The 17126-nt window shown below is 45.2% G+C and carries 18 protein-coding genes and 1 tRNA gene; 17 read left to right on the top strand and 2 right to left on the bottom strand.

The genetic code is table 11. From position 1 onward, the window contains the following. Positions 1 to 182 precede the first annotated feature (182 nt). The 13 genes from BUB18_RS03065 (at position 183) to BUB18_RS02995 (ending at position 10231) form a co-directional block, all read left to right on the top strand. Entirely contained in the window at positions 183 to 1259 is a 1077-nt protein-coding gene (locus BUB18_RS03065) for a head maturation protease, ClpP-related (protein ID WP_073077883.1), read from the top strand. Between the two features lie 47 nt (positions 1260 to 1306). Beyond that, positions 1307 to 1681 carry a hypothetical protein gene (locus BUB18_RS03060; protein WP_073077881.1) on the top strand — a complete coding sequence of 125 codons (375 nt, stop codon included), beginning with the start codon at positions 1307 to 1309 and terminating at the stop codon, positions 1679 to 1681. 35 nt (positions 1682 to 1716) lie between these two features. Continuing rightward, complete coding sequence (locus tag BUB18_RS03055) at positions 1717 to 2739, top strand: hypothetical protein (protein ID WP_073077879.1); 1023 nt, start codon at positions 1717 to 1719, stop codon at positions 2737 to 2739. 66 nt (positions 2740 to 2805) lie between these two features. After that, on the top strand, positions 2806 to 3345 hold the full coding sequence (locus BUB18_RS03050) for a hypothetical protein (protein WP_143159808.1): 540 nt from the start codon (positions 2806 to 2808) through the stop codon (positions 3343 to 3345). A gap of 8 nt (positions 3346 to 3353) precedes the next feature. Next, a complete protein-coding gene (locus BUB18_RS03045; protein WP_073077876.1) occupies positions 3354 to 3716 on the top strand; it encodes a hypothetical protein in 363 nt (120 codons plus the stop codon). Between the two features lie 187 nt (positions 3717 to 3903). Beyond that, the gene (locus BUB18_RS03040) at positions 3904 to 4980 is read left to right on the top strand and encodes a phage portal family protein (protein WP_073077874.1); all 1077 of its coding nucleotides are present in this window, start codon (positions 3904 to 3906) and stop codon (positions 4978 to 4980) included. Continuing rightward, complete coding sequence (locus tag BUB18_RS03035; protein WP_073077872.1) at positions 4967 to 5644, top strand: hypothetical protein; 678 nt, start codon at positions 4967 to 4969, stop codon at positions 5642 to 5644. The genes BUB18_RS03040 and BUB18_RS03035 overlap by 14 nt, the downstream gene beginning before the upstream one ends. 243 nt (positions 5645 to 5887) lie before the next feature. Then, the gene (locus BUB18_RS03025) at positions 5888 to 6301 is read left to right on the top strand and encodes a hypothetical protein (protein ID WP_143159807.1); all 414 of its coding nucleotides are present in this window, start codon (positions 5888 to 5890) and stop codon (positions 6299 to 6301) included. After that, on the top strand, positions 6301 to 6693 hold the full coding sequence (locus tag BUB18_RS03020; RefSeq protein WP_073077867.1) for a hypothetical protein: 393 nt from the start codon (positions 6301 to 6303) through the stop codon (positions 6691 to 6693). Before BUB18_RS03025 ends, BUB18_RS03020 begins: the two co-directional genes overlap by 1 nt. 12 nt (positions 6694 to 6705) lie before the next feature. Next, positions 6706 to 7050, top strand: a complete 345-nt coding sequence (locus tag BUB18_RS03015; protein WP_073077865.1) for a hypothetical protein — start codon at positions 6706 to 6708, stop codon at positions 7048 to 7050. A gap of 6 nt (positions 7051 to 7056) precedes the next feature. Next, entirely contained in the window at positions 7057 to 8682 is a 1626-nt protein-coding gene (locus BUB18_RS03010) for a hypothetical protein (RefSeq protein WP_073077863.1), read from the top strand. 194 nt (positions 8683 to 8876) lie between these two features. After that, on the top strand, positions 8877 to 9680 hold the full coding sequence (locus BUB18_RS03000; RefSeq protein ID WP_073077860.1) for a hypothetical protein: 804 nt from the start codon (positions 8877 to 8879) through the stop codon (positions 9678 to 9680). Beyond that, a complete protein-coding gene (locus BUB18_RS02995; protein ID WP_073077859.1) occupies positions 9677 to 10231 on the top strand; it encodes a glucosaminidase domain-containing protein in 555 nt (184 codons plus the stop codon). Before BUB18_RS03000 ends, BUB18_RS02995 begins: the two co-directional genes overlap by 4 nt. 77 nt (positions 10232 to 10308) lie before the next feature. Here the strand turns inward: BUB18_RS02995 and BUB18_RS02990 are convergent, their stop codons facing one another. Together BUB18_RS02990 and BUB18_RS02985 are read right to left on the bottom strand one after the other, a co-directional pair. Then, positions 10309 to 11670 carry a site-specific integrase gene (locus BUB18_RS02990; RefSeq protein ID WP_143159806.1) on the bottom strand — a complete coding sequence of 454 codons (1362 nt, stop codon included), beginning with the start codon at positions 11668 to 11670 and terminating at the stop codon, positions 10309 to 10311. A gap of 102 nt (positions 11671 to 11772) precedes the next feature. Then, positions 11773 to 11845 (bottom strand) — tRNA-Lys (locus BUB18_RS02985). Positions 11846 to 11965: 120 nt separating this feature from the next. On the opposite strand from BUB18_RS02985, the gene BUB18_RS02980 reads away from it, so the two are divergent. From BUB18_RS02980 to BUB18_RS29270, 4 genes are all read left to right on the top strand, one after another. Then, positions 11966 to 13144, top strand: coding sequence for a thiolase family protein (locus tag BUB18_RS02980; protein WP_073077855.1), 1179 nt, complete (start codon positions 11966 to 11968; stop codon positions 13142 to 13144). Between the two features lie 210 nt (positions 13145 to 13354). Continuing rightward, positions 13355 to 14983 carry a DUF1800 domain-containing protein gene (locus tag BUB18_RS02975; protein ID WP_083549301.1) on the top strand — a complete coding sequence of 543 codons (1629 nt, stop codon included), beginning with the start codon at positions 13355 to 13357 and terminating at the stop codon, positions 14981 to 14983. Positions 14984 to 15000: 17 nt separating this feature from the next. Continuing rightward, on the top strand, positions 15001 to 16584 hold the full coding sequence (locus BUB18_RS02970) for a DUF1501 domain-containing protein (RefSeq protein ID WP_073077853.1): 1584 nt from the start codon (positions 15001 to 15003) through the stop codon (positions 16582 to 16584). Positions 16585 to 16696: 112 nt separating this feature from the next. Further along, the gene (locus tag BUB18_RS29270) at positions 16697 to 17002 is read left to right on the top strand and encodes a hypothetical protein (RefSeq protein WP_143159805.1); all 306 of its coding nucleotides are present in this window, start codon (positions 16697 to 16699) and stop codon (positions 17000 to 17002) included. Positions 17003 to 17126: the final 124 nt, after the last annotated feature.

The raw sequence follows: 17126 nt of genomic DNA, 5'->3' as shown, positions 1-17126 counted from the left end.
CTAAGACAGAATAATGCCTCATATGGAAAAATCTCTCAGAAGTTAGGCATTACTGAAAAGCAAGTCCGAGGCCGATGTGATAAGTGCAATTAAAATACTGTGCCCTTTTTGGGCATAATATGTAATTATATTAAAGTGATTACATTTAAAATAATTACAAATTTGTAACAGAAATAAATTTCATGAAGCGACCAGTTCAGGTGTTTAACTACCGAATTCAAAATAACTCCAATAGCCACCTTGATATTTATATCGACGGGGCCATTGTTGATGCAGAAACACAGGAAATCTATGAGGTGTGGTTTGGTGATACGACTTCGGTATCCTTCAAATCAATCCGCGAGCAGATTAACGCAGCCAATCCTTCATCAGTGAAATTCCATGTGAACTCTCCTGGTGGGAGTGTCACTGATGCTATGGCTATATATGATTATATGCAACAGCTTAAAAGGAGCGGTGTAAAGGTTGATGCAATTGGTATAGGACTGGTAGCTTCTGCTGGTACCTACATTGTAATGGGAGGGGAAGTTCCCGCCCTTACACCAAACACCTGGTGGATGGTCCATAATGCATCAGGCTGGGCTTGGGGTGATGTAAATGAAGTGGAACGCCAGGCTGCCACACTGCGTAAGTTTAACAATCAAATCCGCGATTTCTATTGTGAAGCAACCGGGTTGTCGGAACAGGAAATAACTGCCATGATGGATGCTGAAACCTGGATGACTGCGGAAGAAGCCGTAGCTAAAGGATTTGTAAAGGAAGTCGATAATTTGTCCACCTCAAACGTTACTAACAAGGTCACAGCGGAACCTTGGGGTTTCAAAAATAAAGCAGGAATAGCTGCCTATAACTCTGCCTTAGTAACACAGCCTCCTTTCGATCTTCAGCAAATTTTATTAACACAAAATAATGACATGAAAAACTTTCTTAAAAACTTCCTGGAAGGCTTTAAAGGTAATTTTAAGCCTGCGGAAAATGCAACGACGGAAGATATCCGTAACCAGTTGGCTGATGCCTTGGAGAAGTCACTTGGATCACTGGAAACAGAGGTGACTAATTTGGTGACTGAGCAGGTTAACTCAATGAAAAGCAACATTATCAATGAGATTAAAGGTGTGTATGATGATAAGATTACCACTTTAACCAATAAGGCGACCGAGCTCGAATCTGAGATAGCGAATAAAATCGGTCAAAAAACTACAGCCCAGAATTCCGAAGTGTCAAATGAGGGCAGAGGTAAATTTAACAAAGCGGAATAGGCCGGCCTTTAATCCATTGTATTATTTAACCCCATATACTCCATTCCATGAATGCTATTGATAACAAAGACCTTCTTCACTATCGAAGCAATGGGCCGATTTCGGCTTTTACACCAAAGGTGCAGTACACCTATGATGGTGCAGCCAAAACATTAGAAGTGACAGATGCCTCTACATATCCTGCTGGTCAGGCATTGAAAAAAGTGATTGTAAAAGTCCATGATCACTATGGTAAAGACATAACTGATTCTATTACCGTTACAGGTGTGGCTGGAAAGAAAGTAATCAGTGTAGCCAACCTAAATGCTGCAAAAGGGCTTAATATATCCGTGACCGTAATTTCAGATGCAGGTCTTATTGCGGATGGTACCTGGTTTAAGATTGCCGCTGCTGGTGAAGTGTCTAACTGGGACAAACAATAAACTGTACAGCCGTTCATCCATTAATAACCCCAATTATGCAACAAACATTTTCATTAGATTCACTTGCATTCCACGAATTGATTATAGCTCCTGCCTTTGCTGATCTGATTCCAGATGGATCAGAATTTCAAGGGTTGCTTAATGAGTTTACAATCATGGACAATGTGGTAAGTAAACGCCCCATTATTGATATTCGCCGTGTGCAGAATATCCTGCAGCGCCGAGATGCATCGTGTGATATCAATTATAAAAAGGTCGCAGGTGCCTCTATCAGACAGATTTCTACAGATGAAGTATATGGAGCGACTGCCTTTTGTCGCAATGAATTTTATCAGGGAGATTTAAAAGATTTCCGGAATCAAGATCCGGCATTCGAAGGTAATATTTTGCCATTTTTTCAGGGTGCAATGCGCACAGATATTGCGTCTAACGCCTACTTTGGTGATATTGAGCGTGTGCCGCCAGTAAACGCTCAGTGGAGCACCAATGTCTTTGACGGAATTTTTAAATGGATTAAAAAGTACATTTCCGCTGGTGCCATCCCTGCAGACCAAACTCTTCAGATTCCTGACGGTACAGATTATTCTGCTGATCCCGAGGAAGCATACAATTTGATCAAGTCAATGTTCGACCGCCAGCCGGTGCGGATGGATTCCTTCCAGGATTCTCAGAAGGCTTTTTATGTATCAAAAGAAATTGCGCGTGGATACGGCAATTACCTCAAGCTATTCGGCAAAGAGGCTGAAGGGTATACACTTCTATCAAATGGTATAAAGACTCTTTCCTATGATGGGATACCCGTATTGGTAGAGAGTATCTGGTCACCAATCATCCAGGAGCTGAAAGGCAGTAAAGGCTACGCAGCAGTACTTACCTTACGTGGAAACTTTGTTTTCGGAACAGACAAAAAGTATGGTGAAGGTGAGGATGGTACAACTGCCTTAGAAGTATGGTATGAAAAAAAGGAGATGCAGTGGTATTACCGTTTGTTTCTCAAGGTTGGTACCCAAATCGCTTTGCCTGAGTACATCGTGGTAGCATTATCTTCTTGGGCGTAACATTTTCATTCATCCATTTTAATTTAGTATAAAATGTTAAGTATTAAACTCAAACCATTTACAAGGGTGTGCGGTCCTACCAGTGGTGGTATTAGTGATCTGGCTGCCTTTGATCCAGCCGACTTTAATTTCACTCAAGCCGTGGATGACGATTCTACCTATTCTGCAATCGCCCTTCGTGAAGGCGCCACGGCCGAGAATGGTGCCAAAATGTTTGGGATCTCATTCCAGGAAGGCGAGGCTGAACGCACCTGGAAGCAAAGCCGAAAAGGAGCATCTGTGCGCTATGATCATGAGGTGAAATTTCAGGCAAACCGGCTGTCAAAAGAGCTTACCTCTTGGTTAATCATGATGGATGCTGCCAGTTCTTGTGCCGGTGTCGGCCTCGTTATTCGTCATAATTCAGGCGAAATTTTCGTTTTGGGAGAGCGATTTGTAAATGCAAAGGAAATCCCTCGATGGAAGGTGGAAATGGCGGATAGTGACGGTACCAGCGGGAAGGTATTCGACGACTTCAACGGTGGTAACATTGTATTTAAAGGGGCCTATACACGGGAAGCATGTGTCTACACCGGTGATTGGTCTACCATTACGGACCTTATGTAATCTTTGCCATGATTAAAGTTAAAGATGCTTATTTGGGCACTGTAGTCGCGTATGGACACAGTGCCCTTCCGTTAAAGGAGCGTGATGATCTGATAGATTTAGCCATTCTTGCTATAAAAAGCAATGATCCGACACTGTTAAAACTATTTGATGATCTGCCACCCTTATCCGAACTGCTACAAGCGAAAACTGAGCAGCAGCTTTTTTCCATACGCACTCAATTATTAGCAAATGAAGAAATCCCATCAGGCACAGAAGCACAACAAAACTCAATCGAAGAGTACTTCCGCGAAGAAACCAAGGGTGAGCAACGAGGTGAGGATAGATGCGAAGAATCCGATACCACTGGACTCCAGTGGTCGAGCTTATAGCTTCACTTCCGGGACACAGTATTTGCCGTACCTGGCGCCATCGGACGATTTTGCCAGACAAATGCTGGAAGCAAGGTTGCTATCGCCTACTCACAACCGATGCATTGTTTCCAAGTCGCGCTACTGTGTTGGAGATGGGTTTGCATCTATTGATGGTAAAGACCTTGATCCGAATTTTGTTCAATGGATGAAGACAATCAACCGTAAGAGCAGTTCGGCCAGGAAAGCCAGTAAGCAATTGTTTGAAGATTTTTTTACATGGGGCAACGTTCCGATTGAATTGGTGAGGTTTAAGGTGGCGGGAACGCCATACTTCTGTGTGTATGTGCACAACTTTATGGAGTGGAGGCTGGGCTCTCCGGATGAAGATGACATCTGTGATACTGCACTCCAGTCTAAGCTTTTCCTCAGGAATGCTCGCTGTCTTACTCGGGACGAAATACGCAGGTCCAAGAAACTACCTATTTATAATCCATTAAACAAGGATTCGGCAAATTGGAAAAAGATGCCGGATGGTTCCGAAAGAACAGTAATCTGGTATCAGAACACCTTTTCTGGATTTCCATATTACGGGCTGCCTACCGCCGTCGCATCCATGATACACCAGATTCTTGAGTACAAAGGAGCCAGATATAATTTGGACAATTTTGATAATAATATGGTGCTGTCAGCAATTTTGGCTTTAAAAGGGAATTTATCTCAGGATGAAGCCAATAGGATTGGCAAGCAGGCTGTTAAGACGCATACTGGTGATGGGAAGCGTGGTCGTGTTATGGTTGTTGCCTCCGAAGAAGGTATAGATGGATCTGATCTACATACATTAGAAACATCCCGGGACGGTAGCTTCATCGAAGCTGATGATAAATGGCAGGATAAGATTTTTGTAGCAAACGAATGGGATCCTATTCTATGCGGAGTGATGTCGCAGAGCGCCATGGGTAAGGGATCAGGTTTTTTTACCAAAGTCCTGGAATGGACAAATCGGAATGTTATCCTTCCAGCCCAGCAGGATTGTTATAATGAAGTCTGGTATCACGTATTTAAGTTGGCTGCTGCCTGGATGGGGTTTAATATCGACCCATCCAACATCCAAATTCAAACTAATATTGATATAAGCGGACTTACTGATGTTGATGTTACGCCGGCTGTCCGTGTTAATGAGGTTCGACGTGCCAAAGGCCTACCAGAAGACCCAACAACAAAAGGTGAAATGTACTTATCCGAATTGAAGCAAAAAAAAGACGTTACCAATGTACAGGATTAACCCACTATTGCGCGATGTTCTCATCACTACTGACGAGGTGATTTTTCATGCGCCGACGAAACACACCTTAGACCCACGGACGATTCAGCAGTCCATAATTGTTGCTGAGGAGCGTTTGGTAAGACCGGCATTGGGGGATGGAATGTATTATGATATTGCCCGCATAAAGAACCAGGAAATAACGGATGATAACAGAGGGGGTTTTCTTCAACTTCTGCCTGAGGCAGGCCTGGTGAATGGTGATGTTATTAATGCAATGGAGTTCTTGTCAGTGGATTATTTGCTATTGTGGAAGCAACACCTTTGGAAACTTACTGCCGAATGTGTGATGCTATTATCAACCCCTGAGGCGTTTGTTCAGTTTAGCTCAGCTGGCGTTACCCATTCTGTTCCTGCTTCCGGGCCCATGACTACTGCCGGCGAAGTTTCACCAACTTTAGCTACTGTAAAATGGATGATGGATAAGAAGATGATGGATAGGGTTGATCCTCTTATGGAGGCCATGCATACCTGGTTGTGCGCAAATAAGCGGAAGTATCCATTATACAAAAAGGATTGTGGCTGTGATACTAAAGGTGTTGCTTATAAGCGCAAGTCAGACTTGGTTTTAGGTCTATATGATGATGTTGATAACCATGAAAATTGCAATTGCTATGAAGATTAAAAATGTCTTATTGGGATGGGGTAAGCAACTTGGTATCCTCCCAACCTCCATTGTTGAAGGGAAGTTATCGGATCTTCGATTGAAAATCTGTGGTATATGCCCAGATAGTCAGAGGAAGGGATATCTCCATTTTTTAAATGGATCTGCAAAGTATGAAAATGCATTGAGCTGTACTCACTGCCACTGTCCTTGCCTGCAGAAGACCATGGTCGTAACTGAAAATTGCCCAATTGGGAAATGGTAATGGATTACTACAGTTTTTTAACAGCTTATTGTAACTGTACGGGCGTGCAAGTGACAGAAAAGGAAGCTGCTGGCTACTATGATTACTTTGAAAAATATTGTGTATGTCAGGGATGCATTCACATATTACCGATGATGACTACTGAAGACCAGGAACCCAACAGTTATCCAGTGAACGTGCTGAACATTCACTTGGATGTTATTGGCAAAGCCAATAACAAGATTGAGTATATCAATATTTGGAATCAGGATTTGCAAAATCAGCAGGTGGGACAACTTTCCGGTGCAGCTGGTCCGTTTTCGTTCGTTTTGCTGGCCATAGACTGCGAAAACTTGATTAATGCAGTACACGGTAATCCTGTTGATACCTACATCCGCTTATTTGAACACCGTTTTGAAAATTTATTTGAATAATGAGACCGGAGATTGAATTCTTTAAGCAACTGGTCAAATCCAGCATTACAGATAAAACTCTCCCTGAGAGTATCCTTAAAACTGATGTTGCAGGCAGGTTTAATGACCTTGCAGATCTCCTGGATCAACTTCTCAATTTAAATGGCCCTCAGGAGGTCCTATTTCAGGCTGATGGAGCACACAATCCCAATGGAAAGGTAATAGAATTTATTACCATTCTGCCTGCGGCTGATGTAATACTCCGCATAGGCAAAGTTGCTGGAGGAGATGAGATTCAACCGGACGTATTTTATGCAGCGAATGAACTGGCCTTCGCGACTATTTACTCTGCTAACACTATTTACTTCTCTGGAGTGACAGAGGATATTACCATAAAATTTTATCAACGCTAAAACACCCCACAAATGCAAGATGTGATTCTGTTTACGCACCAAAATACCGTCGTAAATAATTTTGTTAGCTGGACACTGGATAATTATGCAGGTCAAGCAGCGCTTCCGATCACTAACGATCATTTTTATGAGCTACCCAAAGGACAGCTGCTGCATGCAGTTGCCATAATTCCTACAACTGATATCACGTTGAGTATCGGTAGCTCTCCTGGAGCTGCTGATATCCAGCCTGCGATCTTTGTTAAAGCGAATGAGCCACTCTTAACAACGATTGGAAGATATGCAGCTTTTGCTCCGGTAAAAATATTTTTCACAGGCATAGATTCTGATGCCTTAGTCACCTTTTTTAAATTCTAATTATTTATGAAAAAATTATTTTCCTCCATTGTAATTACCCTGTTATCAATCTCGGCCATAGGACAAACGGCCGGTAATTTTTCAAGAGTAACAGTCAAGGACAGTATTTACCTAAATGGCAGGTGGATTAAGTCTTGGGATGACGCGGTATCTGCTCAGGATTTTATTAAGGCAGACCCACTGGTGCCGCAGAATGCCTCGTTTTCAGTTACCGGTTCCGGCAGAGTAGGTAAGCTAAGCGTAATTTCAGAAGCCCCTTCTTTCTCCTTAGGGCAGTTCGTAATTTCTCCATCTTATGATACCGCCTACCGGCTCTCGTCCGGAGTGATCAATCGCGGCCCCTATTCTCAAGGGTTTATTCAGTCTGACATGAATAGTAATACCAGGGGTATGTTGGCACTACAACCTAATGGTGGTTCTGTTTTCGTTGGAGGCAATGGAACTCTCCCTGTGGGTGCTAACAGTGTGCTAAATGTTTTGGGTAACATGCAGGCAACTCAGATTAAAAGTACTCAAGGGACTGTGTTTGGAGAAAGTAGCACATCCAATTCTAGGTGGACCATCAGCGGAGGAACCAATAATGATGGAAGTGCTGATATATCTGCAATAAAGCTTTCAAACGCCAGTCCTTCTTATATTCGTTTTAATAGTAATATAGCTACCCATGTCCTACCGCCGGACGAGTCCAGTCAAACTATAAACCTTACACCGGAGCATCATACGATTCTTGTTGGACCGATGTATTACAATCAAACCTACCGTTTACCAGCTGTAGCTGATTGTCGAAATTGTGCGTTCGTTTTTAAACGTGTCAATGACAATTCGAAAACCGCGACAGTTACACCTGCAGGGACGTCGAATATTGATGGTAAAACCTCAGTTCCTATCGTTGCTGGTACGGCTTTTACAGTTCAAAACGACGGAAGTAACTGGTATACCTTAACGAAATCAAGCGATGCAGACCCGATCCTGGCACAGGATTCAAAAGATCAGCCAGCGACCTTTAGAATAAGTGGTAATGGTCTGGTTGGGGATAAGGTTGGAATTCGAACCCTGTCGCCAACCACCACTCTATCTGTGAACGGTACCTCGAAAACATTTGGGTTCAATGTGGGCGGAATGATTACTGGTGAAATGTCAGGTGATAACCTGGAAAAATATCTGGAACTGATGACGACGTTAGATGCGAATGCTAACCTATTAATGTACAATGTTGAATCATCGACCCCTGGCCGTAAAACAGCGATGATTCAAGCAATGGATGGAAGTGGACAATTCAGTGATATGAATATTACTGTGAATGACTTCCGTGTTTCATCTCCTTCCGGTGGTATGAGCCTCACCAATAATGGAACCACAACTACTCTTTCTACTGGTAATGCTAATCTTTCCGGGTCACTATATGTCGCGCAGGGTGCGACAATTCTTGGTCAGTTCACCGTTGGATCAATTCAAAGCGGATCAATTGTGGTAGGTGAAGGTCAGGTAAGATGGTCGTCTGGCGCTGGATCGCCGGAGGGAGTTGTGCCTGGTAATATAGGTGCGCTATACACCCGCACAGATGGTGGGCCAGGTTCAACCCTATACGTTAAAGAATCCGGCACGGGTGCAACGGGCTGGGTTGCAAAATAATTCCTCATGAAAGAAAATTTGTGCGTATTTCTTGCCGGCACAGTTGTCAGTTCCCTGGTAAGCTGTGCTGATTTAGCAACTGGAGTATTACTACCTGGATTGTTATCTGGAGTAGCGGCCATTGCCGGTAAGGACATTTACCTATGGGTAAAAAGGAATAGGAAACTAATTGTTTCATCCTTTAAAAAAGTTATATGCCTGAAACGAAAATAGGTTTTTCACAGTTAGAACGCCCGGCCCCATTGTGGTATCGACGTTTTGTAAATGCCATGGCTATTTTTATCATCCCTGGTGCCACGGCTATGATTGAAGATTTTGGCTTACCTGAGCTCACGGAAAAGCGGGTGCTGAAGCTTCTTATTTTTACTCTTGCTTTGTTGAAAGGTATACAGCTAATGCTCGGTAATGGACAAAGTTACACTGATTCAGCAAAGACACTTTTGTTTGTTGCTATCTGCTACTCCCTAAGCGGTTGCATGAGCCTGCCCCATGCACGCACCTTATTTGAGCGGCAACCCAATTCCTTTGCAGATTTATCTGCAAAGTATTTTCCTTGTGTAACCGACAGTGCCGGCAGAATACCCATTTTTACGCCAGTGAATAACACTGATTATACCCCTACGATTGATTCCCTACAGAGAGCGGGTGACAGTCTGCGGAACCGTTTGGAGCATGATCGCCAATATGCTGCAGATAGCATCAGCGACAAATGTGCAGCACTCGTTGGAGGCTTCCAAATTCAAACTATGCGTCTATTAAAGAAAATTGATAGTCTACAGCGTTCCTATCGGCCATGCTTACCAGACTCCATACCGGTACCGTATCCTGTTAAAAGTAGCGCGGAACTCCAGATGATCCATGAAAAGGAGGCAGAAATTGGGAGGTTGAACGTTGTTGTCGCTAAATGTGACGTCACAATCGCAAGGCTGTGGAGCGCAGTGGGTGCTCTCACGCTACTGGTAACCGGATATTTCATTTATAAATTTAGAAAGAAATGACCTCAAATGATAAAATCAGCATCTTCATAAAGCTGAACTTTTATGCAGCTGTGGCTTGCTGGAAGACAACCGGAATACCAGTTCTTTTTATCCTGGGACAAAAAGGTTTAGAAAGTGATTGGGGGAATAGCGCACCTCAGTTCAATTCATCCGGTATGACCCCGGGCCCTGAATGGACAGGTAGGATCCAGGTACTCCGTACAGAAGAAGATCTACCTGATAACAATCGCCAAAAGCACAAATTCAAAACAGTCCATAATATTACGCCGTATAAGACGAAGGATGGTAAGAAACGATATATATGGGACGTTGATCGTGAATTTCGGGCCTACGATTCGGCGGCAGAGGCCTGGATAGATTACGGCCGTTTTCTTACAGGTATCGAACGTTATCAGCCAGCGTTTGAATTTACCGATGCGAAACAATTTGCCAAGGCGATAGCTGCTGCAGGTTATGCAACGGGCGTTAATTATGAGAAGTCCCTTTTAGCATGCATTGATTCCGTTGCCAGCCGCCTGTCTTTACTCGGTTTTGTCGTGCCTCACCAATAAAGTTTGTACATTTGTAATAACAGGATTTCGTAGGATGCAGGGGCCAGGTGACTGGCCCCTTTTTTTGATAGAATTACCTACTTACTAGTTAGTAAGTTTTTGATGCGCTTCTGCAGTTCGATTGACCTCTTATTTGATTTTACATCGTATACTTCTTTAACCATTTTGTTTGTTGTGTGTCCGGCCTTTTGAGCAGCAATACCCTGTGCGACTTCCAATAGTTCGCTAACCAGGAGTTCCACTTCCTTATCCACGGTAGCAGTTAGCTCACGGTGTTTTTCCGAGTAAAGATCCTCGGAAAACCCCATTCCTTTTTTTATCCATTTATGCCATTTGAAGGTATACCGTTGGGGCTCCACTGGTTTGCTACTTGGATACATCTCTTCTCCAAATAGATAATCATCCGGTGTGTGGCACTCTGACAGTATTTCTTCCCAAAACAAAAGTGTGTCATCCGTCATTAACTTTGTTTCCAAAACATTCCGCCCGCCCTTCTCTACCTGTAATTTATAAGTGCGGTCCTGCAGGGAAACATGCTTTGCCTGTAAACGCGCAAACTCCGACTCTCTGCCTCCGGATGATCTAAAAATACTTACAAACCGGCCGAAGGAATATTTAATGGGATCAGCCAGGAGAGCGTTAACAATAAAGTCTGACTGTTCCTGAGTGAGTGTTGGTCGTTCGGAAGCCTCCTCGGTTATCATTTTTTGTGGGATTCCTTTTACTGGATTTTCGGAAATGATCCCAGATTCTATCAGGCCGATAAAGACCATTGATAGATAAGAAAGGTAGCGATTATACATATTGGCGGACCATGGTTCACCAGGCTTGGTCAAATTCTTATCGACCTGGTCAACTATTGCACGAATATGTAATTTCTGAATTTGGAAAACAGGCATGTTAGAAAGGGGGACATCTGCGCTCGAAAGCCGGTTTCGAAGAATTGTGTCAGTTTCCTTATTATGATACAGTTCAGAAGCTGCTTTGATCACGTGCGGAAATATTTTTTTAATATCAGCCTTAGTCTTAGCACTTAGCTTACGTGCCTTTAGCCCAAAATCCAATGATGCAGTAAAAGCAGTAGATCTGGAGATCGCAATAACCTCCGTATCTGCTATAGGCCTTTTCGTTAATTTTATTGATTTCTCAATTGGATTATACCCCTGGTCCAGTAATCTTTCTTCAAGATCTAATAGGAATTGAACCACAGCTTGTCTGCCGGCGGGGGTTGTTTTCTCCATTATACCATCTTGTAGCACTTTCTGGTAACCTTTGGGCCAGCGGAGGGTCTGACGTGGATCATAAAAACGGTAGGTGATACGCCACTGAACAGTCATTTTGGGCCGCGTAGTATTCCAATTTGCAGGGTGCACTGCATATCTTGATCTACGGCAGTTATTGGGCAGTGCTTTAGGTGTTTCGTACTGTAAATTCTTCATATGCAAGTGGTGTTAAGAAAAGTGTTAAGTTTTCTACCAATTACATATAAAAGCAGACTGTTTTGAATAGCAGAACCCTTTACTGTTAAGGGTTCTGCGGTGTGACTCCGTAGGGACTCGAACCCTAGACCCGCTGATTAAGAGTCAGCTGCTCTACCAACTGAGCTACAGAGTCTTAACATCTGTTAAATTCCAGGTTTCAAATTTAACGGTTTCTCTGACAATATTAATCCTTAAATTAATTAAATTTGAAAGGATAGTAAATATCGTTAACGCAAGATAAAATTGTAGTCCAATGCAAGAAGCGTATATAGTTGCCGGTTACCGCACTGCGGTAGGCAAATCCAAGAGAGGAGGTTTCCGCTTTTACAGGCCCGATGATCTGGCAGTTGATGTGATTACCGGCTTACTCAAGTCAGTACCACAGCTCGATCCTAAACAGGTCGATGACCTGATTGTTGGAAACGCCGTGCCCGAAGCAGAACAAGGTTTGCAGATAGGACGTATGATATCTGTGAGAGCGCTGGGTATCGAAGTGCCCGGCATGACGGTAAACCGCTATTGCGCTTCGGGACTGGAAACCATCGCTATAGCCACTGCCAAAATTCAATCCGGTATGGCCGATTGCATCATCGCCGGTGGTACTGAAAGTATGAGCCTGGTGCCCGTAGCGGGATGGAAAACCGTTCCTAACTACACCGTTGCTAAATCCAATCCGGATTATTATATAGGCATGGGCCTTACCGCAGAAGCCGTAGCCAAAGAATTTAAGGTAAGCAGGGAAGATCAGGACCTTTTCTCCTACAACTCCCACCAAAAGGCTTTAAATGCCATCAGCAACGGCTATTTCAAGGATGGGATACTGCCTATTGATGTCAACGAAGTTTATGTAGATGCAAAAGGTAAAAAGGCCAACCGGTCCTACATTGTTGATACCGACGAAGGTCCGCGTGCTGATACCAGCATCGAAGCCCTCGCCAGGCTCAAACCCGTATTCGCTGCCGGTGGCTCCGTTACCGCAGGTAACTCCTCACAAACTTCCGACGGCGCCGCCTTCGTAATCGTGATGAGCGAAAAAATGGTGAATAAACTGAACCTGAAGCCCATTGGGCGGCTCGTATCCTGCGTATCCGCTGGCGTACATCCCCGCATCATGGGAATCGGACCTGTGGCCGCTGTGCCTAAAGCCCTGGAAAGAGCCGGTAAATCACTCAGTGATATCGACCTCGTTGAACTCAACGAAGCATTCGCCTCCCAGTCCATCGCCGTTATCCGCGAGCTTGGCATCAATCCTGATATCGTCAATATCAACGGTGGCGCTATCGCCCTCGGTCACCCGCTGGGCTGCACCGGTGCTAAACTCACCGTGCAAATCCTCGGTGATATGAAACGCCTCAATAAAAAATACGGTATCGTTACCGCCTGCGTAGGGGGAGGACAAGGTATCGCCGGCGTCATCGAAAATCTCAGCTAAAATTTTTTTAAAATATTCCTTGCAACGAGCCCGCAGTATTGTGGGCTCGTTTTTTATTGTCTATTATCTCTCAATATCTTATACTTTTTTCTATATAGATTAGGAATGCATATGATAAATTAAATTATAATATTTTAATCTACTTGAATTAAACTTTTTACTAATTTACCGCCTGATTCAGCAAAATTGCTATCAACCATATCGTTTATTATGGATCGCAGACAATTCCTTACCCTATCGCCTGCACGTAGTACTGTTGCCGCCCCAAAAGCAGCCCGTACTGCCACCGGCATAGCTCCTTATTCCGGCCCCTGGGGCAAACAACAAATACTCCACCTCCTGAAACGGACCATGTTCGGTGTAACACCGGCCGATCTCGCCGCATTCAGCAGCATGGGTATGCAACAGGCAGTAGATACCCTCCTTACACCACAGCCGGACCCACAACCGCCTGTGAATAACTATGGTACCGACTCCACCGGCGTGCCCCTTGGCGCAACATGGGTGAGGGCGCCAAAAGGTGATGTGGATACTGAAAACGATAGAATAACTTCCTATAAATCATGGTGGATCGGACAACTGATCAACCAACCCAGAAGCATACACGATAAAATGGTACTCTTCTGGCACAACCATTTCGTTACGGAAACCATCATTGTGCAGGACAGCCGGTACCTCTATCAAAACTATCTGACCATGCACCAGCATGCCCTCGGGAACTTTAAGGCACTTACCAAAGCCATTACCCTCGATCCGGCCATGCTCATCTATCTCAATGGTTACCTCAACTCCAAAGGAGCCGCAGACGAAAACTACGCACGCGAACTCCATGAACTCTTTACCGTGGGGAAAGGGCCCGACTCAAAGTACACAGAAGATGACGTAAAAGCCACCGCACGCGTACTGACTGGTTTCCGCATCGATGACGCCAATATCACCAGCACCTTTAATACCACCCAGCACGATATCGAGAATAAACAGTTCTCTGCATTCTATTCCAATCGGGTCATCTCCGGAAAAACAGGCCCCGCCGGCGCTACAGAGCTCGACGACCTGCTTACCATCATATTCCAGCAACCGGAAGTAGCGAAGTTTATCTGCCGCAAACTTTACCGGTTCTTCGTATACTACGAAATAGATGCAGCCACAGAACAGAATGTCATCGCGCCACTGGCAGATATCTTCCGCTCCAGCGGCTATGATATCAAAACAACACTCAACGCACTGCTCACCAGCGAACACTTCTTCGATCCACTGAACTATGCCTGTCTGATTAAGCCGCCGGTGGACTTCTGTGTAGGCGTGTTCCGGGAATTTAACGTGCAGTTCCCTGCCGATTATACCACCCGGTACGAATGCTGGAAAGTAATCCACAGTACCGCCGCCTATATGCTGCAAAACCTCGGTGATCCGCCCCTGGTAGCCGGTTGGGATGCCTACTACCAGGCCCCTTCGTTCCATGAACTATGGATCAATACGGATACCCTTCCTAAAAGGAATATGTTGACGGATGCCCTCATCAGCGACCGCGGCTTCAATTTCAATATGTTCATCGATCCGATGGCATTCGCAGCCCAGTTGCCCAATCCAGGCGACCCGGTAGCACTCATCTCTGATTCACTGGATATATTATATCGTATAGGCGTTTCCGATAACCTGAAAGCCTTCCTGAAAGGAACCATCCTGCTCACCGGCCAAACCCAGGATTATTACTGGACAAACGCCTGGCAGCTGTATGTCTCCAATCCCAACGATATGCAAGCCCGGAGCGACGTCCATATCCGCCTCCAGGCACTCTATAAATACATCATGGACCTGTCTGAATACCAATTATCCTGATCTGTTGATTTACCCTTATGAAAAGAAGAGACTTCCTTAAATATACCGCCCCTGCTACAGTGCTGCCTACACTGCTCGGTGGATTTTCTGTAAAAGCATTCGGCTCCACGCCACTGCTGCAGGCACTGAGCGCAGCCGCTGATAATGATCACGTACTGGTCATGATTCAGCTCACCGGCGGTAACGACGGGCTCAACATGGTCATCCCCCTGGATAAATACGCCGCCTACCAGTCCGCACGTACCAACATCGCCATTCAGGAAGGAAAAGTGCTCCGGCTTCAGGGTTATACAAAAGCGGGACTGCATCCATCCATGACAGGCATTCAAAAACTATATAACGACGGTAAAGTAAGCATCATACAAAGTGTGGGATACCCATCTCCCAACTTCTCCCACTTCCGCGCCACCGATATCTGGCTCACCGGCTCTGACTCCAACCAGGTCCTTAACACCGGCTGGGGAGGCCGCTACCTGGAAACACAACACCCGGGCTTTCCGGATGGTTATCCCAATGCGGATAACCCTGATCCGCTGGCCGTGCAAATAGGTTCTATTGTATCGCCCGCCTTCCAGGGTACAGACGCCAGTATGGGGATCGCCATCACCAGCGCCACCGACTTCTATAACCTGATCGATGGTGTACTGGATCCCGTGCCCAACACCAAAGCAGGTAAGGAACTGGAATATATCCGCCTCATCGCCAAGCAAACAAACAGCTACGAACAGGCTATAAAAAAGGCAGCCGCCAAAGTAACGTCGCAGGGCGTTTACCCCGCCAATAACTACCTCGCAGCACAATTGAAAATTGTAGCACGACTGGTAGCCGGCGGATTAAAGACACGCCTCTACATGGTTAGCACCGGTGGTTTTGATACACATGCCAGCCAGGCAGATGCCGGTGATACTTCCAAAGGCGCACACGCCAACCTCCTGGGAGGCGTATCAGAAGCTATCAGCGCATTTATGGCGGATCTGAGGGGACTCAAAGCGAGTCGCCGCGTGGTAGGTATGACCTTCTCCGAATTCGGCCGCCGTATCAAATCCAATGGTAGTATGGGGACCGACCATGGCGCCGCTGCTCCTATGATCGTTTTTGGCGATTACGTGATGCAGGGCGTACTCGGTAACACGCCTTCCATTCCCGATGCCAGCTCGGTAAATGATAATATTCCGATGCAGTACGATTTCAGATCCGTATACGCATCCATCCTCCAGCAATGGTTCTGCGTAAAACCAGATGAGCTGCAGGCCGTGCTGCAAAAGGACTACCAGCAACTGCCACTGATCAGCGGCGTTGCCTGCGGTGTGATCACCGGGATTCCGGACCTTACGCCTGATGAGGATAAACACCTTATTATCAATAGTCCCAATCCATTTACGGATCGTACAACAATTACCTATATCACCGGCTCCGGTAATACTATGGTGCAGATCTTTGACACCATGGGGCGACTCGTGAGCGTACCTGTCAACAAAGTACATGCCCCCGGCACTTACACATTTACCTTTGATGCCAGCTACCTGCCTACCGGTATTTACTATGCCCGCTTCCAAAATGGCGCAGTGCAACAGGTAAGGCCTATGCTTAAGGTGAGGTAAATCAATTAGTTAGTTTAATTTTTGATTAAATTTTGTGCAACACTGTTGCAAACAGCAGCGCTTTGCCTATCTTTGCCCCGTGTACAAAATGTTCTGGCATCGGTTTTTAGCTATGATTCTATTGGGAGTATTCGCCTTGAATACACTCCCAAGGGAATTCATTCATGAATTCACCAGCCATCATGATACACACGATACCATACATCCGGTAGGAGAGGTTACTATTTCCTCTCATCACCAGCACTGTGATTTTCTGCAGATCGGTATCGAGCCCTATGAGGTATTTGTTACTTCATATATAGCGCCGGTTCAAACGGTGGTATGGGTACTACACGACCCCGCCTGCCCGGCTCCTACCCATGCAACTCACCGCCATCTCCCCCCCAGAGCGCCACCAGTGGCAGCCTTACCATGTTGATATACCATTTCTGAAATATTGTAAAAACGGAGAGAGCCAGACCGCACAACGCGGAATCCAATAGCTGATGCCGAAGGTATCAGCTGAAATTACCTCCAGCCTTTTTAACTGATTTATCATAACA

This window comes from Chitinophaga jiangningensis (assembly GCF_900142605.1).
GTDB classification, from domain to species: Bacteria; Bacteroidota; Bacteroidia; order Chitinophagales; family Chitinophagaceae; genus Chitinophaga; species Chitinophaga jiangningensis.
Note: the sequence above shows the minus strand (reverse complement) of the source record. Positions and strands in the feature narration are given on the sequence as shown.